The organism is Niabella insulisoli (assembly GCF_039652435.2).
Classification (GTDB): Bacteria; Bacteroidota; Bacteroidia; order Chitinophagales; family Chitinophagaceae; genus Niabella; species Niabella insulamsoli.
Genome location: NZ_CP190246.1, coordinates 4,241,551 through 4,262,740 on the forward strand (window position 1 = coordinate 4,241,551; position 21,190 = coordinate 4,262,740).

The window sequence follows — 21,190 nt, forward strand, 5'->3', positions numbered from 1 at the left end:
CACATCATTCTTCAAATATGCCGCCGCACAAATATTTTTGCAACGTGAAACGAAAAATGATATATATCGTTAACCCGGTGTCGGGCATTAGTTCTAAGGACGCTATTCAAAATGTAATCGCGGCGGAAACGTTGAGATCAGGCATTCCTTTTCAATTCTTTCCCTCGGTTGCCAATGGTGATTATGCTTTCTTGAAAGATACTATTCTGGAGAGCAGCATTACAGACATCATTATCGTTGGCGGCGATGGCACTGTAAGCCAGGTTGTTGACAGTCTGATGGATATGCCCGTTCAATTTGGCATTATCCCGTCGGGCTCAGGCAATGGGCTTGCCTTTGGGGCCGGCATTCCAAAAACCGCAAAAAAAGCGCTTGCCGTTGTTTTTAGTAACTTTGCTGCCGCAGTAGACGGCTTTCGCGTTAATAAAAGCTTTGCCTGTATGCTATGCGGCGTCGGATTTGACGCAAAAGTGGCTCATGATTTTTCGGAGGCGGGCCAGCGCGGTTTATCGACTTATGTAAAAAAAGTATTCAGCAATTTCTTAACCGCAAAAACATATAGTTTTAAGATCAAACTCAATCATAAAACTTTTTTGACGGATGCATATTTTATCAGTATCGCCAATAGCAACCAGTTTGGCAACAACTTTACGATAGCGCCTAAAGCAAGGTTGAACGATGGCATGGTAGATGTTGTTATCGTCACCGACCAGTCGAAGCTCACGATGCTTTATAATACAATGATCCAGGTAGGAGGCTTGAATGATTTGCAGAAAAAAGAAAACATAGACGAAAATAAAAGTGTTATTTATTTTCAAACCAACGAAATTGGCATTAGTAATTATGACGAAGCGCCTTTACATATTGATGGAGAGCCTGTTCCGACCGCTAAAAAACTTCAGATTGAAGTGGTGCCCTCCTGCTTCAAATTACTAATGCCTCAAACAAACGAACATGCGGGAAGCCGTTAAGCTACATAACTATTTTAAAGAACACGCCATAGATGCCGGATGCGACGAAGCTGGCCGGGGTTGCTACGCGGGGCCGGTATTTGCTGCCGCCGTTGTATTACCGCCCGATTTTTATCATCCACAACTGAACGACAGCAAACTGTTGCCTGCAAAAACCCGGGAAGAACTAAAAATATTCATTCAGCAAAAGGCGCTGCACTATTGCGTTGCCATGGTTGACGTAGCAGAGATCGACTCCATTAATATTCTGAAAGCATCTCAAAAAGCCATGCACCTCGCGCTCGACGGCTTAAACGTTGCACCCGAGTTTATTTCTGTAGATGGAAACTATTTTATTCCTTACAAAAAAATCCCCTATCAATGCATCGTCAAAGGCGATAGTCAATATGCACATATCGCCGCCGCCAGCATTCTGGCGAAAACCTATCGGGATGAATATATGCGCCGGTTACATACCGACTTTCCTCACTACAACTGGCACGCTAATAAAGGTTATGGAACGCTGGAACACCGGACAGCTATAGAAGCGCATGGCATATGCATTCATCATCGCAAGAGTTTTAAGATCACGGCGCCTCAACTGAGCTGTTTTGAATAGCCTGCATCGCCAAAATGAGCGAATGGGGTTGATTAAAGATTTGAATTGTTTAATTTTATAATTCAAATATCCGCGACATATTCGACCAACACATATGGAAACATAACAAAATCCTATAAACATGAAAAAAATCCTATTTATTACGACGCTGAGTTTATTGGTAGGTTTTAATAATACAAGCGCTCAAACCACCAAAAAACCAGAGCCCAAAGAAACAAAAGAAAAAGCCGAAAAAACTGAAAAAAAGAAAGAAACTGCCGAAGAACGGGATGAGCGCAGGAAAGAAGATATGCGGCGCTTTGGCCGCGCCCAGCGCGATTTCTGGAAAGGCGAACACGAAAAACGTGTAGCGGAAAAAGAAGCGGAAGATAAAGGTGAAAAGACCGAGAGAAGCGGCCCGCCTAAGCCACCCCCGCCACCTAATCCTTTTAAAAAGAAAAAAGACGCAGACGGCGATGACAAGGATGCTAAAACAGTAAAGGAAGATAAACGCCCGGCGCCGCCCAATCCTTTTAAAAAGAAAAAACAAGAAAAAGAAGAAGAGGAATAAATGGCACAGAAATGAAACTCATGATTTCTCCCGCCCGCTGTGGCGGGATTTTTTATAACCGCCCGAAAATAAATTAACAATTAATAAAACGCCGTGGCACACCCTTTGAAAACAGTTAGGAAATAAATCCACACACCTTAAATTGATAACGATGAAAAATTTAATACTCGCATGGGCGCTGCTATTTTTTTCTTTCCACGGCATCGAAGCCGTAGCGCAACGAACGCCACCGCGGCCGCCATTGCCGCCATCTCCGCAAGAGGTTGTTAAGCAACTGTCTAAAAAGAAAAAAGCGGCCCCTCATAAAGGCCGAGCAAAGCATTTCAGCAAAAGCAAGCACCGGAAAGCGGCTTTGCCGCCCCGCCCGCCAGCGCCAAAGCACCCGCCGCTTCCTCCGGCGCCTCCGGCTCCCTTTCGCCCATAATTTTTTCGGATAATTTTTTCAACACCGGTAACTTATACCGGTGTTTTTTTATTTTTATCGGATGAAAAAATATACTTTGCTTTTGCTATTGCTTTTTGTTCAATTTATTACTGCTTATGCGCAACCCAATATCGTCCTGATTATCTCCGATGATCATGCCTACCAGGCCATTAGCGCTTACGGCGGCCGGTTGGCGCAAACGCCGTCGATCGACAGGATTGCGAACGAGGGCGCCATTTTCAAAAAAGCCTATGTGGCCAACTCCATTTGCGGGCCCAGTCGCGCTTGCATCCTGACGGGAAAATTCAGCCACAAAAATGGTTTTAAAGACAATCGTTCTACTTTCGATTTTAACCAAAACAGCTTTGCTAAAGCACTACAACAGGCCGGCTATCAAACCGCATGGATCGGGAAAATGCATTTGGGAGAAAACACGCCGCAGGGTTTTGACTATTACAGCATCCTGCCGGGACAGGGGCAATATTACAACCCCGATTTTCTGCAAACCGGTAATACTAAAAAAAGATACGAGGGATACGTAACCAACGTCATCGAAGACCTGGCTGAAGACTGGCTGGATCAGCGCGATGCTCAAAAACCATTTTGCCTGGTAATCGGCCACAAAGCCACCCATCGCACCTGGATGCCCGCCATTGAAGACCTCGGCCGCTTTGACAGTGTGAACTTCCCCACACCGCCCACTTTCTACGACGATTACAGCAGCCGGCAGGCAGCAGCCGTGCAAGACATGACGATCGATAAAACGATGCGCCTGGGCTACGACCTGAAAATGTTTGAGGAAAACCAAAGGCCGGCATTTCTTAACCGGATGACAGAGGAACAAAAAACCGCCTGGAACGCTTACTATGATCGCATTTACAAATCGTTTAAAGAAAAAAACCTTTCGGGCAAAGCCCTGATTGAATGGAAGTTTCAACGCTATTTGAAAGACTACCTCGCAACGGCGGCTTCGCTTGATAGAAATATCGGGCGCACTTTAGATTATCTCGACCGTCACGGCCTTTCTAAAAATACGATTGTGATCTACATGTCAGACCAGGGATTTTATATGGGCGAGCACGGTTGGTTTGACAAGCGTTTTATGTATGAGCCCTCTTTCAGAACGCCGATGATGGCCAAATTTCCGGGCGTGATCCAACCGGGCTCTGAAGTGAATGGCGACGTGATGAATATTGATATCGCCCCGACTTTATTGGAACTGGCCAGAACAAAAATTCCCGCTGAAATGCAGGGTACTTCTTTTTATCCTTTATTGACAGGAAAGAAAAAGACAGTGAGAGATGCCATGTATTATCACTATTATGAAAAAGGCGAACATTCCGTTTCCCCTCATTTTGGCCTTAAAACAGGACGTTATAAGTTGATACGTTTTTATGATATGGTGGATTCCTGGGAACTTTTTGATCTTGAAAATGATCCGGATGAACTTCACAATATCTACAACGAACCCGCATCTGCCGGTCTTGTCAAAAAGCTAAAAAAGGACCTGATCGGCCTGATCAAAAAATATAAGGACAACGAAGCCGAAGTTTTATTCCATAAACAGATCTAATTGTTGCGCCTGTCGAGGCCCCAAATTAGTTTAGTTTGAATAGTGTGTAAGAAATTGTTTTCGCTGAGCCGCAAAAGATTGATAGTAAATTTTTCTTTTCTCACGGCCAGCGAAACATTCTTCGAAATGATTTCTTTGCGCGAATCCAGCGCACAGATAATTTCATCCGAACGGCTTTCGATTTCAAAAGAAATGATACTGTTATCGTTCACCACCAAAGATCTCACATTGAGGTGATGCGGCGCAACAGGCGTGATAACAAAGGTTTCTGAATCGGGAAATACAATGGGGCCGCCACAGCTCAGCGAGTAGCCGGTAGAACCCGTGGGTGTAGAAACGATAAGGCCATCGGCCCAGTAGGTATTGAGCAGCTCTCCATTGATAAATGTGTGGATCTTCAACATCGAAGCCGTGTCTCGCTTATGAATTGCAAATTCGTTGAGGCCGAAGGGCATATCACCAAAAAGCGGCATATCGGCGTCCACATGCACCAGCGATCTTTTTTCGCTGATATAGGTTCGAAGCGCCAGCGCCTTAATGGCCAGTGTGAGGTTATCGCGGCCGATACTTGACAAAAAACCCAGACGGCCGAAGTTGATGCCCATAATAGAAATGGGCTTGTCTTTAATTAAAGTGATCGTGTCCAATAAGGTGCCATCGCCGCCAAGCCCGATGATAAATTCAACATCTTTGTCCAGCTCTTCGGCAGTCGTAAAAGTGGGCGTATGATCGGAAAGATTAACATGAGGCTTTAAGCTTTCAAAAAGTGGCGTGTAAACCACGTATTTCAAGCGGTAATTTTTTAATTCCTCAAAAAACCTCTTTACGTCGGCGTATGATTCGGCATCAATTCCCCGGCTATATACAGCTACTTTCATGCGTATATTTCAGTTTTTATTTTTTGTTGTTTTTTACGGTCACATGCCTGTGGGCAGACGCGGCATAGCCTAAAATAATTATCCTTTTCAGTATGAAGTATTTTAAATGGCTATTTGATAAGAAGTTAATATAATGTCTTCTTGTGTAAATATAGACCGTTTTGACCTAACTGATTAAACGAGAACTCAAGTTTAAGGGTAAAGTCATAGTCTGTGAAAATATCCAATCCGAAACCGCCACCAAAAAGCATGCGGTTACTTAAGGATCCGGCCCAGGGTTGCGGATTGTGGGCATAGCCCATGTTGCCATAAACTTTTCCATAAATTTTAAGCGGGATCAACGTTGAAGTATATTTTTTTATGGCTTTTGGCAATGGCAGGTTGAGACTGAAATTGGCCAGCTGTTTGGAAAGTGTGGCATTCACAATGCCCCCGGCGACGCCATCGATTACATAGGGTTCATACCCCCGTAAATTCAGGTCTCCGTAGCCCAAAAGCTGCGAGTTTACATAAGGCTGATCGAAGGGAACGCGGATGGAGCCAAGCGCGGAGATGCTGTAAAAAAGTTTTTGGCCTAAATGCCAGCTTCCCTGTCCTTTGACAGCAAGTTGCCATACGTTCATCTTGCTGTTAAACCCTTGCTTTAAAAGATAGATTTCTCCGGCATACCCTTTGGTCGGGTATGGAATATAATCGAGATTTTGATAAATAAGCTTATAGTAAATCTCCGGATATTTAAGACTGGTTGCACCGTGGTTTAAATAATAGGGATTCTTTAGGATCACTGAATCGGCTACCCGAAGCGTGTTATAGCCCAGGCCAAACACATGGCGCGTAAAAAACGCTGGCCGATAAAAAAGTTCAACAGCGCCTTCAAAAAAGTTTCTGGGATAGCCATTGCGATCGCTGTAAAAAAGCTGGCGATTGGCGCTGTCGCCTACGCGCCCGGTTCCGTAATTTATCTCGTGGGTTTTTCCTAAAGCCAGGCTCATGTTCATGCCCCACTTCAGGTTTTTGTCGATATAAGGCCGGTTATAGCTGAGCAACAGTTGCTTGGTGTAGCCGGTTACAAAGTAAAACCTTAGTTTATCATTGTTGCCCGTTGCGTTGTCATACATGAGCTTAACGCCGTAGTCGAGCCTCGAAGCGCTGGCGCCTCTTTCAAAAAGCCATTCATTCAGGTTGCGGTCAATAGGTTTCAGGTGCGGCAGCGGCAAAAGGTACCATCGCTCCTTTACTTTTATTGTAATGTCAACGAAAGGGGCCCTATTGCTGGTTACGGCTATATCAAAATCTTTAATAAGGAAAAGAGAAAGGTTGAGCAGCTGCCTTTTGGCTTGAGACAGCAGGGCTGGCATTTCGCTGATTTTAATGGAGTCGCCCTCGGCGAAGGGCAATTCGCGCAGCATGATAACACGCCGGGTTTTTTTATTCCCTATAAAGTTGATGTGGCGCACCACAATGGAGCTATCAGGATATAAGCGGATGATACTATCTACCAAAAAATTGTTGGAACCGGTGGGAGAGGGTGTTTTTGCCGAGTCAACCACAGACAACCCGGTGCTATCTATTTGTCCGCAAACAGATAAAAAACTGCCCGTTGAAAGAAGCAGCCACAGCAAGTATTTTTTTAACCAGGGCATTCTCAATCACAAAAACAACTATACATACTATAATGTGGCAGGCTAAACATTCAGATAACTCATCAGGTTTTCATAATTGCTTTTTAATTCATTAGAATAAAGCTCCTCACCAAAATAATATTTTACATGATATTCGTATCGCTGAAAGGTAGCGACGATATCGGACACTTCGAGTTTATTTATTTTCAGGGTAACGCGCATCAGGCCGGATTCTATATTTTTCGAAGTGTTGAGTTGGGTAATCTGCGCGTCATTGCTTTCTACGATGCGGCTGATCTCGGAAAAAGAATATTGAACCGTATCTACCTCCAGTACAATCAACGCCCCCGGTTCGCTAAGATCCATGAAGTCAGCCATATCCTGCAATAAGTGCCTTGTTTCGATGGTTCCGACTATTTTCGATTCTTCATCGACAACGGGCAGCACACTTAAATTGAGCGTAACGGCCAGCGACACAGCTTTCAACAAATGATCGCCGGCATGGACACAAACATTCAGAAAGTCTGGCTCGAGTTGAGCCACCTTCATATTTTCATCTACGCTTAAAAGTTTTTCCTCCTTAACGATTCCTCTAAACACTTCACCATCCACCACAGGCAATTCATGTACCAAATATTCACTCATCAATTGCAGCACATAATAAATCTTGTCGGATAGCCTTACTTGAGGAAGATTTTCAAGGGGTAAGTTGCTGACTAACATAATGCCTATTTTATTCTAAGACTCCACTTATCAGGCTTCTGTTGCAATAACCGAATGTTTTTTTAGAAAATTAAGCAAAATGCTGTTGAATTCGTCCGGAACTTCCATCATCGGTGCATGACCACATTTATCTATAAAATGTAATTCGCTGTCAGGAAGAAGCTTGTGGAATTCTTCGGCAACAAACGGCGGGGTAATATTGTCATTTTTACCCCAAATCAGCAGGGCCGGAATCTTAATGTCGTGTAATTCTTTTTCCAGATTATTTCGAATGGCGCTTTTCGCCAGGGCAATAATCTTGATCACTTTGAGGCGGTTATTGGTGATCGAGAACACCTCTTCCACCAATTCATCGGTCGCCATTGCGGGGTCATAAAAGGTATATTCTGTTTTTTTCCGGATATACTCACGGTCGCCGCGTTTGGGATAGCTGTCGCCCATGGCGCTTTCAAACAAGCCCGAGCTGCCGGTTAACGTAACCGTTTTTACGCGGTTACTTTCATTTTTTAATAAATAAACCAAGCCCACATGGCCGCCGAGCGAATTGCCCAGCAAATGAATATTTTTATAATCTCTTAACTCGATAAACCGGTGCACATATTTTGCCAATCCGCTCACGCTGGTATGTAAAATATCCATATCCAACAGCGGCAGCATCGGCACGACCACCTTGTTATATTGTTTAAAAAAATCGATCAGCGACCTGAAATTGCTCAACGCCCCAAACAAACCATGCAACAACACGAGGGGCTCTCCTTCGCCCTCTTCAATATAGCTGAATTTATCGTGTTGCTTTATCTCGTACTGCATTACTAACTTATATTATCGCCGCTAATATATTGATTTTACAAAATCATCCTCAATTATTGGCAGTTATATTTTGATTTATTTTGATAAATATACAAATCACTTTCCAAACATGCGCTCAATCTGTTCCTGTTTAAATTCGAGATAGGTCGGATTACCGTCCGGCGCCATATTGAAAGGTTCGCAGTTGAATAAATCAGAAAGCAGCTGTTTCATCTCGCGCTCGGTGAGCCGGGTGCCGGTTTTGATGGCTCTTTGCCGGGACAGCGACCGGATCAGCTTTTCCCGGTTGGAGATTTTGATTTCTGAATTGAAGTGTTTGTATTGCTCAATTGTGAAATCGATAATTTGCTTTTCATTACCGCTGTCAAAGTCGGCCGGTGTTCCCTGGATAACAAAACTGTTATTTCCGAAAGGCTCTATCAAGAATCCCAATACTTTAAAATAGGGCAGCAGCTCATTCAGTAAAACCGCATCCGCCGGCGACATTTCGAGCGTGGCCGGAAACATGCTGCTTTGCGTGGCGATGGGCGCCCCGTCTACCGCAGCAATCATTTGCTGATACAGGATTCTTTCATGGGCAGCCTGCTGGTTGACGAGCAGGAACCGGTTTTCAGCCGGGTAAAGAATATAGCTATTGAGTACTTGTAATAGCTCGGTGTGCTCATCAACGTGAAAATTATTTTGACGCTGCGGCGACCCAAACATCGGCGGCGGCGTTTTTTCATATTCAAAAAACGCTTCTTCCTTTTTTATGGGTTCATAAAACTCTTTCCAGTGTTTGAGTTCGGAAGCAGCAGGCCTTTCTATAAAATGCGCCTGGTTCTTTTGCGTAAATCCTTTATAAAGCGGCGATGCGCTGGCTTCTTCGCGGCGGCCGCTGGTAAAAGGCTGGCTTACGGAAGAAAGTTGCTGTATGGAGGCATCGAGTTCAAAATCGAGCGTCGGCGTAACGCTGAATTGCGCCAGCGCATGTTTTACGGCTGCCTGAACGAAGGCGTAAATGATCTTCTCGTCTTCAAATTTTATTTCCTGCTTGGTGGGGTGCACATTGACATCTACCTGTTCAGGATCTATTTCAATGAAAAGCACATACATGGGGAAACTGTCAGATCCAATCATTTCCTGGTAGGCGTTCATCACCGCATGATTCAGATAAGCGCTTTTGATAAACCGGTTGTTGACAAAGAAATACTGGTCGCCCCGGGTTTTCTTAGCCGTTTCCGGCTTGCCGGCAAACCCATAGATGTTCATATAATCGGTCTCTTCTTTGACGGCTACCATTTTGGCATTGTAGTGATTGCCCAGCAACTGCACAATCCTTTGTTTAAGCGTGCCTTTCTCGAGATAAAAAACCTGCTGGCCGTTGGCCGTTAGCGAAAACATAATATGCGGGAAAGACATGGCGACCCTGGTGAATTCATCCACAATATGCCGCATTTCAGCCGCGTTGCTCTTCAAAAAATTTCGCCGCGCCGGCACGTTGAAGAAAAGGTTTTTCATCGCGATGCTCGTGCCGTCGGGGGTGGCCACTGGTTCCTGCCTTGTTACCACGCTGTTTTCGATTTCAAGCAGGCAGCCCGCCTCGTCAGCGGCTCTTTTCGTTTTAAGCTCTACCTGCGCTACCGCCGCAATGGACGCCAGCGCCTCTCCTCTGAAACCCATTGTTTTAATGTGAAACAGATCGTCTATTTTTTTTATTTTCGAGGTCGCATGCCTTTCGAAACACATGCGGGCGTCGGTTTCGCTCATGCCCGAACCGTTGTCGATCACCTGCAGCAGGGCTTTCCCTGCGTCCACCACAATCAATTTAATTTCGGTCGCTCCGGCATCCACTGCGTTTTCCAATAATTCTTTCACAGCGCTGGCGGGGCGCTGAATCACCTCGCCGGCCGCAATTTGGTTGGCAATATTATCCGGTAATAAAACGATCTGATCTGGCAACTTTTATTCTTTTTTTGAACAGGCAAAGGTACGGCGAAAAAACCGAGTTGTGAAAAACGCGCCCGCATGCGCGACAGGTTACAAAATTCTGGTCCGTCAATTGCATAGGAAAGACCGGAATCTTTTTTCTGACAGGTTTTCCCGCGCATCATGAAATATTCTCGCGATTATTTCTATTTTTAAGGCTTCGGGGCAACCCTTGTTTTGTTATAGCGCTCTTCCCCGTATCTCGAAAGCGTATTTAATACTGATAATAAATATTAAATGAAAAAAATCTACTTTTTACTACTCCTCATTGCTTTTTTTGTAAGAACAGACGCGCAAACATCCGAAGCCCGGCAATGGGTAGATCAAACCTATAAAAAACTGAGCCCGGACGAGCGCATTGCCCAATTGATCATTATCCGTGCTTATTCCAATAAAGGTATCGAACAAAAAGTGTTGAATGATATCAAAAGATATAATGTCGGCTCGCTTTGCTTTTTTCAGGGAGGCCCTGTAAGGCAGGCCCAGCTGACCAATTATTACCAGCGTTTTGCAAAAACGCCCCTGCTGATCACCATTGATGGGGAATATGGCCTGGGCATGCGGCTCGACAGCGTTATCAAATATCCTTATGCGATGACTTTGGGCGCCGTAACCGACGCCTCGCTGATTTATAAAACGGGTAAAGCCATAGGCGAACAGCATAAAAGGTTGGGCGTTCATGTCGATTACGCCCCGGTGGTAGATGTAAATAATAACCCCGACAACCCGGTTATTGGTTTTCGTTCTTTTGGAGAAGATAAATACCGCGTGGCCAAAAGCGGCGTTGCCTTTATGAAGGGCATGCAGGACGCGGGCATTATGGCTACGGCCAAACATTTTCCCGGGCATGGCGACGTAGCAGTTGATTCGCATCTCGATCTTCCGGTGATCAATAAAACCCGGTCGCAACTGGAAGACCTCGAACTTTATCCTTTCAGAGAGTTGATCAAGGCCGGTGTTCAAAGCGTGATGGTCGGCCACTTGTCGGTTCCTTCGATTGATGCGGGAAAAAATCGCGCTACTTCTATTTCGAAAAATGCGGTCGACGGCTTGTTGAGGAAAGAGCTGGGCTTTCAGGGCCTGACTTTTACGGATGCACTGGAGATGAAGGGCGTGGCTAAATATTTTCCCGGCGGCACCATTGCGGTCGAAGCGCTGATTGCCGGAAACGACATGCTTTGCCTGCCCGAAAGCGTGCCCGGAACGATCAAAGCAGTGAAAGATGCTATCAAAAAAGGGAGGTTGTCGTGGAAAGACATTGAGCAGAAAACAAAAAAAGTGTTGCTTGCCAAATATGACCTGGGGCTTAGCCGTTTACAACCCGTTGATTTAACTAACCTGCTCAGCGACCTGAACGCCCAAACGGATGCTTTGCGCGGGCAGGTGGCGCAAAAGTCATTAACCCTGCTTACAATGGCCAATCCGTCCACTTTCAGAAATGATTTCTTCTCCTGGCCGCTTAAAAAAGAACGCAAAATAGCCTACGTGGCTTTCGGCAACGGATCTACTCAAGCGCTCGGCAAAAGGCTAAAAGAAGATTTTAATGCAGACGTTTTTTATATCAGATACAGCGACCCGGCCAGCAGGGGCGGCGCCGTTGAAAAAGCCATTAACGAAGGGAAATACGACGATGTAATTATCGGCTTTCATGATATCGGCATTAGAAAAGGCAGCACCAATTATGGTATATCGCAAACCGCCATCCGCAGCTGGTACGCGCTGAATAAAGATAATGCCATAACACTTGTTTTCGGCAACCCGCTGGCGCTGCGCAATTTTTGCCAGGCAAAATCGCTCGCCGTTTGTTATGAAGACGACGCTGTTTTCCAAAACGCCGCTGCCGATTGGCTGCGCGGAGATTTTTCAGCAACGGGCACTTTGCCGGTAAGTGTTTGTAACTTCAAAGTAGGCGCGGGCAAAGTAGCGGCTCCTTCGGGTTTTGGCTATTTATCGCCCATTGGCGATGAACGCTTTGCGGCAGTAGACTCCATCGCGCTTGACGGTATTAAAAAAAAAGCCTATCCCGGTTGCGTTATATTAGCGGCCAAAGATGGTAAGATCGAATATCACAAAGCTTTTGGCAGCTATGAATATGATAGTTCGGCTGCCACTTCGCTCCACAGCATTTTCGATCTGGCTTCTGTTACAAAGATTTCGGCCGTTACGGTTTCCATCATGAAAATGGTAGAACAGGGAAAGATCAATTTAAAAAAAAAATTGGTTGACTACCTTCCTTTTACCCGGGGAACGAATAAGGCGAACCTGACGCTTGAAAATATTATTTTGCACCAGGCGGGCATGGTGCCTTTTATCGCTTTTTACCGGGCCACCGTCGATGAATCGGGCAATCCCAAACCCGAGCTGTATCGCGCCTACTCCGAGCCTGGCTTCACAACCCAGGTCGCCAACGGGTTATACATCAGAAACGACTGGAAGGATACCATCTGGAAAACCATTTTGGAAAGCCCCGTAGTACCGCAGGGAAGAAAATATGTGTATAGCGACAACGATTTCTGGTTTTTGGGAAAAATTGTAGAGCGCATTTCGGGTAAACCGCTTGATGAGTATGTAAGGGACAGCTTTTATATCCCTCTGCACATGCAAACCACCGGCTATTTGCCATTAAAGCGTTTCCCGGTAGAAGATATTGTGCCGACGGAGCGGGAGTTCGGATTCAGGAATCAATTGATTCAGGGTACGGTTCATGACGAGGGCGCTGCCCTGGGCGGCGGGGTCGCCGGCCATGCCGGACTGTTTTCGACGGCCTATGACCTGGGTAAATTATACCAAATGTTGCTTAATGGCGGAGAGCTCAACGGCAGGCGGTTTTTAAAATGGGAAACGATCAACGACTTTACAGCCTACCATTCGTCCATCAGCCGCCGGGCTTACGGGTTCGACAAACCCGAAAAGGATAATGACACGCGCCAAAACCCTTATCCATCGGCATTGGCTTCGCCGCAAACCTATGGTCATACGGGCTTTACAGGCACCTGCGTTTGGGTCGATCCGAAGTACAATATCATTTACATTTTTCTTTCCAACAGGGTTTATCCCACACGCAACAACCCGCGCCTGGGATCTTATCATATCAGGGAAAACATCCAGGACGCACTTTATCGCGCCATGGGCGTAGCCCGGTAAGATCGGCAACAGCTTATGAAAATTTTTCTGGCGATTGTTTTGGTTGTAACAGTAGCGGCGTGCAAAAATGATCGCCGCGAGACGAACCGCGCGGTTTATTACTGGAAACAAAGTTTTAGCCTGACTGCCCCCGAGCAGCAAAAACTAGCCGGGCTGGGCGTGGAAACTTTTTATGTGAAATACTTTGACATTGCCTGGAATAGCCAGCAACAAAGGGCCTTGCCGGTGGCAAAAATCAGGTTTAAAGACACCGCCTACCTCCGCATCAAAAACCTTATCCCTACTGTATTTATAACCAATGAAGTTTTTTATCAGCTGGACAGCAGCCAGATAAAAATGCTTGCGCAAAACACTGTTTCGTTACTTAAAAAATACCTCGCCTTGTATGCGTTCGACAAAGTACCTGAATTGCAAATGGATTGCGACTGGACCGCCACCACGAAAAACAAGTATTTCTATTTTCTAAATGAATTAAAAAAACGTCCCATCGCCAAAACACTGTCGGCGACCATTCGCTTACATCAGCTCAAATACACGGTTTCGTCCGGCATTCCGCCGGTAGACAAAGGTTTGCTAATGTGTTATAACATGGGAAACCTGCAAAACGTGCAGGCAAAAAACTCGATTATCGATTATCAGGAATTTAAAAAATACGAGGCTTATATTGCCAGCTACCCTTTGCCGTTAGATGTGGGGCTTCCTATTTTTGAGTGGTTTGTTTTGTTTAGAAATGATAAATATGCCGGTCTTTTTCAAAACATTCCGGCAGGTTTTTTAGAAAAATGCAAAAAGCAGGGACGCCATCTTTTTGAAGTAACAAAAGATTCGGTGCTTTCCGGCCGCTTGCTAAAAGCCGGCGACTTGCTGCGTTATGAACCCAGCGAAGCCGCTGCTGTGAAAAAAATAGCCACGTCGCTAAGCCAAAGGCTGGGCGCCGGCAAATTGAACGTGGTGTTGTATCATTGCGATTCTATAACTTTAAGTAAATATACTGCTGATGACCTTGAAGACATTTACAGCCGCCTGCGCCATTATTAGCGCTGCACTTGTTGCACTTCCGCAAAACATTATCGGCTGCGGCGGCAGCATCGACCCCTACGATTATTACCTGAGCTTTTTCAATCAATATGCGGCTTCTCAGATAAAATACAAACCGTTTTTTTATACCAACGAACAGTTTTTGTTTGATTATGAAGAGCCGGTGAGCAGCGAAGATGAGCTGGTGAAAGAATGGGTGCAGTTTGCCGGAAACGCTGTGGCCGCAAGCGAAGTGCGCCAACTGGTTATGAAATTTCCGGCCCGCGATATTCACACGCTTTATTATCATATTGAACAGCAACGGCCGGCGCGCCTGCCCGATTCGATTGGCCGAAACCAGTTTGCCCAATATTTTATAAAAAACAAAAACCTGGAAGCGCTGGGCTATATTCTTTATGCAAAAAAAGTAGAGCCCTTTGCCACGATTCCCGATGAGTGGAGCCCCGATACGCGCGACAGTGTAAAAATGGACGGGTTGCTGAAAAACGGTTTGCAATTATACCAGGCAGCAAAATCAGATCTTTTTAAACTTAAATATGGCTACCAGGTAGTGAGGCTTGCCCATTATAATGATCATTACAGTCAGGCTGTCGAGCTTTATGATGAACTAATCGCCAATAATCGCGAGGCCAGCATTTTGCAGCCGATGAGCCTGGCTTTAAAGGCGGGCGCTTTGTTCCGGTTGGGCCAAAACGCAGAAGCGGCATATCTTTTTTCAAAAGCTTTTCATCAGGGCAGGGCCAAGCGTATTTCCAATTATTATGGATTTAACTGGTCGGTGGTGAGGGAAGACAAGCGGCAAAAATATCTGGCCCTGTGTCAAAACAATCGCGAAAAAGCCGGTATGTTATCGCTGTTTGCTTTATCAAACCCGACGAATGACATGAATGTGCTGAAGGAAATCTATGCACTGGATCCATCGTCCGACTTATTACCCACGCTGGTGGTAAGAGAAATCAATAAGTACGAAGAAAACTATCTCACCCCTTTGGTTGAAAAGGAAAACCAGCGCGGACTTTTGAGCATTGATTATTATTATTACCGCTACAGAGGCGCCGAAAAAGACAGTGTGCTTGCGAGCGAGAAAACCGGCCTTGCTGATTTTATTCAATTTGTAAACCAGGTGGGAACAGAAGCTAAGGTGGCCAACCCGGCGTTGATGGTAATGGCCGCCGCCCACGGCGCCTATATGTTAAAAGATTTTGAAGGGGCAAAAGCATATCTGGCCAAAATAAAAACGCTCCATCCTGATCAGCGTGTACAAGACCAGTGGATGTTAACTAATTTACTGACCACAATCAGTGCAAAGGAAACAATAGATGCGCCCTTTGAGGCCGGCATACTGCCTTCACTGGACTGGTTATATCAAAAAGCAGATGCCGCTGTGAAGCAGGATAATAACGAAGGCTATTACCAATCTGACGAGCAGCAACAATGGTATAAGTTTTACCGAAACCTGATGGTGGATGTACTTGCGGCCAGGTATAAGGCGCAGGGCGACCTCAACAAAGCAGCCTTAGCAATCGGCGCTCCCGAGGCTTTAATGCCGGGCTACAACGCCGTTACATTTCTCCGTTCCCAGTTCAACGGGCAGCAGGCTGCCGATTTTTATGGTTTTGTTCAGGCAAGAAAATTCACGCCTTACGAGAAATTTCTGGTGGGGCATAACAGCATCAAACTGCAGGATATCGCAGATTTTACCGGCACGGCTTATCTGCGCGATTATGATTATGACAACGCCATCAAATGGCTGCAGCGGGCGCCAGGAAAACATCCGGTGATAGAAAAAGATCCTTTTAAAGATTTGTTGTTTGACCGCGAAGAGCGTTTGCCCAACGACGAGGTGACCACCACCAAACTGGCGTATGCGAAGGAAATGAAAAAGCTGCATAGCCTGGTACAAACTGATCCCGCGCACGCCGCTACATATTATTATAAACTGGCGCTGGGCTGTTATAATATTACGCATTATGGCTATGCCTGGAACCTGGTGGCATATTGGCGCAGTGGCGTCGACGGCTATTTTATGCCTAAAAACGCGACAGCTTTTCAGCGGGAATATTATGGCGCTTTTACGGCTGAAAATTATTTCAAAAAGGCGATGGAGGCGAGTAATGATAAGGAGTTTAAAGCCAGATGCCTGTTTATGATGGCCAAATGTAGTCAGAAGCAAATCGCAAAGCCGCAGTATATCGATTTTGGATATGATGATTATGACCGGTATGAGCAGGCCACGGATGCTTATTACAAAAAGTTTTTTGCCAACAAATATTATCCGCAATTAAAAAACGGGTACGGCGATACACGGTTTTATAAGGACGCCGCAACGCGGTGCTCTTATTTGAGAGATTTTGCAGGCCGCTAGGATTTTGGCGAAATAGTGTGGTTGGTTTTGATTTTTTCAATACTTTTGCTTCCCTTTGTTTGAAAGCTCTTTTTTAAAGTGATATATTTTTACCGCCAGCCGGTAAGGGTCCTATAGCTCAGTTGGTTAGAGCACCTGACTCATAATCAGGTGGTCCCTGGTTCGAGCCCAGGTGGGACCACTTAAAAATCAAGCAGTTACAATAAAATATTTTGTAGCTGCTTTTTTATTTGATACTTGTTTTGATACATCAAATTATTTCGAAGGATCAAATGATAAATAGCCCTGCATAATTAATTTTATATTTTTTTTAACGACTTAAAACGTTCTATTATTAGAATCCTGCAACTTTTATGGTAATTTTTTTAAATTTATTTAACACATCATTGAAAATTTTTCTAATATGGAGAACAATTTAGTGCCACAAGAATAAACAATATGCTCTAATGGAGAATAACACATTTGAAGTAAAGTTTTTCGTTTCATAAGTGACCAGAATCGCAAAAAAATTGATGCATTTGCTCATTCTCTGCATGCAATTTTTACACAGTTGGCTCTAGCCATTCTTAATTCCTCTGAGATCGTCAAATTTTTACTAATGTTTAAAAGAGGTCTATACTTTTTGATAAGATAGGTTTCAAATTCATCCAACGAAAAATCCTCTTCTATCCAACTGACAAGCAGATTTGCATTTATCCAGTCTATTATACGCTTTTCATCAATCTGCGTAAATTTGAAATTCCGTTTATTCTTTTTTCTAGCGAGAGACCCACGAGAAGGTGTAAACCCAAGTATTGCTCCTATACTTCTAAAAAAGGATCCATGTCCTTTTGCACGGAGTTCTTGTAACAAAAGTCTTTTATAGAGGCTTTTTGAAGCGATTCCAATGTATAGTATATCATAATCCTTTTTAATCAGGATTTGCATAAATATCAATGGCAATTGCGAGATGTTTTTTATACGGATGCAATAAATCCCGGGCTTATTTGGAAGGATATTGTCTATGTCATGCGCATACTTAAAATTCTTTGATGACATCAATTTCTTTTCACCTTTGTGAAAAATCATTCCTGATTTTACAGCGTCGTTGAACCCAGCCTTTGTCATATTGTTTTTATAATATTGCTTTTTGTTATTATTCTAACTGTTTGGCTTTTTGCTAATACTAAGCCATTCCGGTAATCAAATAACTCGGATGCTTACACACTTAGTCAATGTCGTTAACTATTTGTTCTTCATCGTCTTCGATTATATCGTCTACTTGAGGGTGAAAGTGTTTTTCAATACCCCAATTTCTGATGATCCAATTAGTTAATTCCTCTCTTCTTTTACTTCTGTTTTTAGGTGTCCAATCTTCATATTCAGCAATTTTACGTTCTTGTCTTATGTCAGAATTGGAATAAGAAAAGCCTGCACCTGCAATTCCTTTTTTTCTCTCAAATTCAAAATTGCTGTATCGTGAGTTGTCTTTGGTAAGCACTAAATTAGAAATGTCGTGTGTAAATTTCTTTCGTTCTTCTACTGAAAATTTTGACAGCCAATTTGAATTAACATCTGGATTTTGTGGCAATATATGTTCGATTGTAGAGTCGGTTAAATCTTCCCAATTTAATTTTGGTTTGTTCTTGCCATTTAACAGAAACAGTTCATATTCAAAAAGTGTGTATTTTAGTAGCCGTCTATATTGATACCAGTCAAAAAAATCCATTTTAAGCGATTTTCTGAAACCATTTTCAGGTGAATACCAATTTATCATTCCGTATATCCATTCTGTAACAGAAAGCATTGAATGTTTTGTTGAAAATATATCATCTGCCCAACGATAGAACTTTGATAAACCTGCATTACTTCGTTTACTTTCCCAAAGAAATACTCGGTAAGAGAAAATTTCAAGCGATTTTAAAAGTTCAATATATTCCTCATTTAATGCGTTGTTATTTTCACGTTTAATCCGTGAAGCGACTATTAAAGGAAGATAATTGGCAATATTTCCCGCATTTCTAATTTTGGTAAGCAAATCAAATTCATTGCTGTCAAACGAAGTATTATTTGGTTTTATAATAGCAGAATAATGTTTTGAACATAGGGCAAGTCCATCTACAAACTTCAACAAAAAAATTTTCACTTCTTCTTTGGTCTTAATCGAAAAATTTCTCAAAGGGATTACATCATCAGATTTAAAGCCATTGTAGCCATCCCAATTTTTGGGTGTATAGTTTACAAACAATGTCCAAGCAATTCGTAAACATTGACTTTCACTACCGTTGCATTTTGCAATGTTTACATAAACTTCTTTCCAAGTTTTGTTAATAATTTTGGTGAAATCTTCTTTTTCTGAAGCATCTTCAATATTTCTGTAAACCCAATACATTAAATAATTTTTGAGCAGTTCCATAGATGACAAATCTTTTCCTCTTGAATTCATTAGTTCAAAAGTCATCCCTATTTCACTTTCTATCTCGATTGGATAAAAGGAAAAATGTAATTTGCGAATAATAGCATCAAATAAATCTTTCAAATATACTTCACCATTCTGAGCTCTTATTTCCAATTGCTCCTCAATATGCCTTTTCAAAAAGCAGTATGCCTCATAAATTCTTTTTTGATGAACTGAGTTTGGTTCCAAATTGCTAACGCCCTTAGATACTACATCTGAATAAAAGTCTGAAGTATCATTATTTAATCTAAGCTTACTTTTACTTCCCGAATGCAGATAGATAGGAATTTCGGCTGAAAAGTCTTCTTCGCTAATTTCATTTAGTTCTTTCAAGATTATTGATAAATAAATACTACAAGTTGTAAGTCGTTGCTGTCCATTGTCTTAGCCCCCTAAAAGGCTGGACTAAAATTGTAAATTAATTTAGTCACAGTAAATTTAGGAATTATGACGAAAACAAGACGACAGTTTACGCCTGAGGAGAAGTACAGCATCCTTCAGGAAGCAGAGCGGGAAGGGACAACCGAGGTAGCCCGTAAGTACAACTTAGCTCATTCAGTACTTAGTTACTGGAGGAAAAAGTATCTGGCCAAAGGCAAAGACGGTTTAAAGGCCAGTTATAAGAAGGTTGATCCACAGCTCAGAGCTTTGGAGGAAGAGAACGAACGGTTAAAGCGGCTGATAGCTAAACAGGCCATTGAGCTGGAGTTTAAAACCGAGCTTTTAAAAAAAAGCGATGCCCATTATCAGAAACTAAGGAAATGATCGTAGAGTACAAAAGCAAGGTCGGCGTGAATGATCTTTGCCAGTGGGCATCAGTAGCCAGGAGCAGTCTGTATTATCATGCTCATCCTGGTCCAAGAGGGATCAGGCCAAGTACGCACACGATGATAGGTAATTGCGGCCTTGTAGAAAATAGCCTGGTCGTAGACCAGATGCGTGCTATTCTTTCGATGGACTATTGCGTGTATGGTTACCGGAAGATGACCGAAGAGCTGCGTGATCTGGAGTACACGATCAATCCTAAGAAGGTGTATCGTCTAATGAAGGAAAGCCATTTATTATGCGGCAAGCGTATAAAAGTTCAAGGTAAACGCAAATGGGTGGAGCATCGCCGAATTGAGGCAAAGCAACCTATGGAATATCTGTGTCTGGATATCAAATACATCTGGGTTCAGGGCGAAGGCCGCTGGTATTACCAGTTAGCCATAATGGATGTGTTCAGCCGCAGGATCCTGTGCTGGATTTTTCAGCGAAGCGTCCGCCAGACAGATGTAATTGCACTGATGCGATGGCTGGACCTTCGTTTTGGCTTAAAGGGGGTCATCATCCGCAATGACAATGGTTCACAGTTCATCGCCCATAAGGTTCGCGAAGCATTACGGTCAATGGAAGCAAAACAGGAATTTACACACGTGGCCACGCCTGAGGAAAATGCCTATATCGAGGCCTTTCACTCCATCGAGCAGCATGAGTTGATCGAGCGGCATTCTTTTGCAAGCTTCTACGACGCCAAGCAGCACATTGGAAAATATATGCACTGGTATAACCGAAGACGCAAACATGGCGCTATAGGCTTCATTACACCAATGCAAAAATGGGCACAGGGCTTATCCCGAACAGCTGTTAAGGCACTAATGAAGCAAGGGGCGATGTGCTTGTCAAGGCCGGACAGCATGGCTATGAGCGCTGAGTCCGCTTTGTATAGCCTTGACAAGTGCAGCGAACCGGCTTATCTTTGCCTGGACGGTGACCGGGATAACGATGAATTAGTAGCAAACCATTTTGAAAAATCAGTCCAGTTTATAAGGGGTTAAGACACCATCAACAATGTCAACAATTTCAAGCTTTTTAGTACCATAATTTTCTGTAGGCTTGTCTATTGGCTGATAAATAACAATTGTTCCTGTGTAATGGCTAATTATTTTGTCATCAATCAATGCATCAATATCTTGTACAAAATCTTTCCATTGTTTTGTTTCCCAAGCGTAGCCTCTTTGATAATCTGGAATTTGAAAAATTTTCCCTTCTAAAATATTCGATAATGTCTTTTTCTCCATGTAAAAATTATGTTTGAATATATCAAAGG

The 21,190-nt window shown here is 43.6% G+C and carries 18 protein-coding genes, 1 tRNA gene and 1 pseudogene; 11 read left to right on the forward strand and 9 right to left on the reverse strand.

Annotation, left to right across the window (positions count from 1 at the left end):
- The first annotated feature begins 44 nt into the window (after window positions 1–44).
- From ABDK00_RS18055 to ABDK00_RS18075, 5 genes are all read left to right on the forward strand, one after another.
- On the forward strand, window positions 45–971 hold the full coding sequence (locus ABDK00_RS18055; RefSeq protein ID WP_428400353.1) for a diacylglycerol/lipid kinase family protein: 927 nt from the start codon (window positions 45–47) through the stop codon (window positions 969–971).
- A complete protein-coding gene (locus tag ABDK00_RS18060; RefSeq protein ID WP_346235926.1) occupies window positions 955–1,569 on the forward strand; it encodes a ribonuclease HII in 615 nt (204 codons plus the stop codon). Before ABDK00_RS18055 ends, ABDK00_RS18060 begins: the two co-directional genes overlap by 17 nt.
- A 121-nt stretch (window positions 1,570–1,690) precedes the next feature.
- Complete coding sequence (locus ABDK00_RS18065; RefSeq protein ID WP_346235925.1) at window positions 1,691–2,119, forward strand: hypothetical protein; 429 nt, start codon at window positions 1,691–1,693, stop codon at window positions 2,117–2,119.
- Between the two features lie 151 nt (window positions 2,120–2,270).
- The gene (locus tag ABDK00_RS18070; RefSeq protein WP_346235924.1) at window positions 2,271–2,543 is read left to right on the forward strand and encodes a hypothetical protein; all 273 of its coding nucleotides are present in this window, start codon (window positions 2,271–2,273) and stop codon (window positions 2,541–2,543) included.
- Between the two features lie 61 nt (window positions 2,544–2,604).
- The gene (locus tag ABDK00_RS18075; protein ID WP_346235923.1) at window positions 2,605–4,116 is read left to right on the forward strand and encodes a sulfatase; all 1,512 of its coding nucleotides are present in this window, start codon (window positions 2,605–2,607) and stop codon (window positions 4,114–4,116) included.
- Here ABDK00_RS18075 and ABDK00_RS18080 read toward each other — a convergent pair.
- The 5 genes from ABDK00_RS18080 to mutL form a co-directional block, all read right to left on the reverse strand.
- Window positions 4,113–4,994, reverse strand: a complete 882-nt coding sequence (locus tag ABDK00_RS18080) for an NAD kinase (RefSeq protein WP_346235922.1) — start codon at window positions 4,992–4,994, stop codon at window positions 4,113–4,115. The two genes, ABDK00_RS18075 and ABDK00_RS18080, sit on opposite strands and share 4 nt — an antisense overlap.
- Before the next feature lie 125 nt (window positions 4,995–5,119).
- The gene (locus ABDK00_RS18085) at window positions 5,120–6,637 is read right to left on the reverse strand and encodes a POTRA domain-containing protein (RefSeq protein ID WP_346235921.1); all 1,518 of its coding nucleotides are present in this window, start codon (window positions 6,635–6,637) and stop codon (window positions 5,120–5,122) included.
- 42 nt (window positions 6,638–6,679) lie between these two features.
- The gene (locus tag ABDK00_RS18090) at window positions 6,680–7,339 is read right to left on the reverse strand and encodes a CBS domain-containing protein (protein WP_346235920.1); all 660 of its coding nucleotides are present in this window, start codon (window positions 7,337–7,339) and stop codon (window positions 6,680–6,682) included.
- 30 nt (window positions 7,340–7,369) lie between these two features.
- Window positions 7,370–8,149, reverse strand: coding sequence for an alpha/beta hydrolase (locus ABDK00_RS18095; RefSeq protein ID WP_346235919.1), 780 nt, complete (start codon window positions 8,147–8,149; stop codon window positions 7,370–7,372).
- 96 nt (window positions 8,150–8,245) lie between these two features.
- Entirely contained in the window at window positions 8,246–10,090 is a 1,845-nt protein-coding gene (gene mutL, locus ABDK00_RS18100) for a DNA mismatch repair endonuclease MutL (protein WP_346235918.1), read from the reverse strand.
- 264 nt (window positions 10,091–10,354) lie between these two features.
- On the opposite strand from mutL, the gene ABDK00_RS18105 reads away from it, so the two are divergent.
- The 4 genes from ABDK00_RS18105 (at window position 10,355) to ABDK00_RS18120 (ending at window position 16,845) form a co-directional block, all read left to right on the forward strand.
- A complete protein-coding gene (locus ABDK00_RS18105) occupies window positions 10,355–13,261 on the forward strand; it encodes a glycoside hydrolase family 3 N-terminal domain-containing protein (RefSeq protein WP_346235917.1) in 2,907 nt (968 codons plus the stop codon).
- A 15-nt stretch (window positions 13,262–13,276) separates the two neighbouring features.
- Window positions 13,277–14,299, forward strand: a complete 1,023-nt coding sequence (locus ABDK00_RS18110) for a hypothetical protein (RefSeq protein WP_346235916.1) — start codon at window positions 13,277–13,279, stop codon at window positions 14,297–14,299.
- A complete protein-coding gene (locus ABDK00_RS18115) occupies window positions 14,259–16,664 on the forward strand; it encodes a hypothetical protein (RefSeq protein WP_346235915.1) in 2,406 nt (801 codons plus the stop codon). Before ABDK00_RS18110 ends, ABDK00_RS18115 begins: the two co-directional genes overlap by 41 nt.
- 107 nt (window positions 16,665–16,771) lie before the next feature.
- A tRNA-Ile gene (locus ABDK00_RS18120) sits at window positions 16,772–16,845 on the forward strand.
- Between the two features lie 341 nt (window positions 16,846–17,186).
- Here the strand turns inward: ABDK00_RS18120 and ABDK00_RS18125 are convergent.
- The 3 genes and pseudogenes from ABDK00_RS18125 to ABDK00_RS18135 form a co-directional block, all read right to left on the reverse strand.
- Window positions 17,187–17,771, reverse strand: coding sequence for a GIY-YIG nuclease family protein (locus tag ABDK00_RS18125; protein WP_346235914.1), 585 nt, complete (start codon window positions 17,769–17,771; stop codon window positions 17,187–17,189).
- A gap of 100 nt (window positions 17,772–17,871) precedes the next feature.
- On the reverse strand, window positions 17,872–19,059 hold the full coding sequence (locus ABDK00_RS18130) for an HNH endonuclease family protein (RefSeq protein ID WP_428400577.1): 1,188 nt from the start codon (window positions 19,057–19,059) through the stop codon (window positions 17,872–17,874).
- Window positions 19,045–19,467, reverse strand: a pseudogene (locus ABDK00_RS18135) (hypothetical protein); the annotation flags it as partial. The pseudogene ABDK00_RS18135 and the gene ABDK00_RS18130, both read right to left, overlap by 15 nt.
- A gap of 81 nt (window positions 19,468–19,548) precedes the next feature.
- Here ABDK00_RS18135 and ABDK00_RS18140 point away from each other — a divergent pair.
- The gene (locus tag ABDK00_RS18140; RefSeq protein WP_346239625.1) at window positions 19,549–19,866 is read left to right on the forward strand and encodes a transposase; all 318 of its coding nucleotides are present in this window, start codon (window positions 19,549–19,551) and stop codon (window positions 19,864–19,866) included.
- Window positions 19,863–20,918, forward strand: a complete 1,056-nt coding sequence (locus ABDK00_RS18145) for an IS3 family transposase (RefSeq protein ID WP_428400327.1) — start codon at window positions 19,863–19,865, stop codon at window positions 20,916–20,918. Before ABDK00_RS18140 ends, ABDK00_RS18145 begins: the two co-directional genes overlap by 4 nt.
- On the opposite strand, the gene ABDK00_RS18150 is transcribed toward ABDK00_RS18145, so the two are convergent.
- Entirely contained in the window at window positions 20,895–21,161 is a 267-nt protein-coding gene (locus ABDK00_RS18150; protein WP_346239623.1) for a DUF262 domain-containing protein, read from the reverse strand. The genes ABDK00_RS18145 and ABDK00_RS18150 overlap by 24 nt on opposite strands.
- Window positions 21,162–21,190 lie beyond the last annotated feature (29 nt).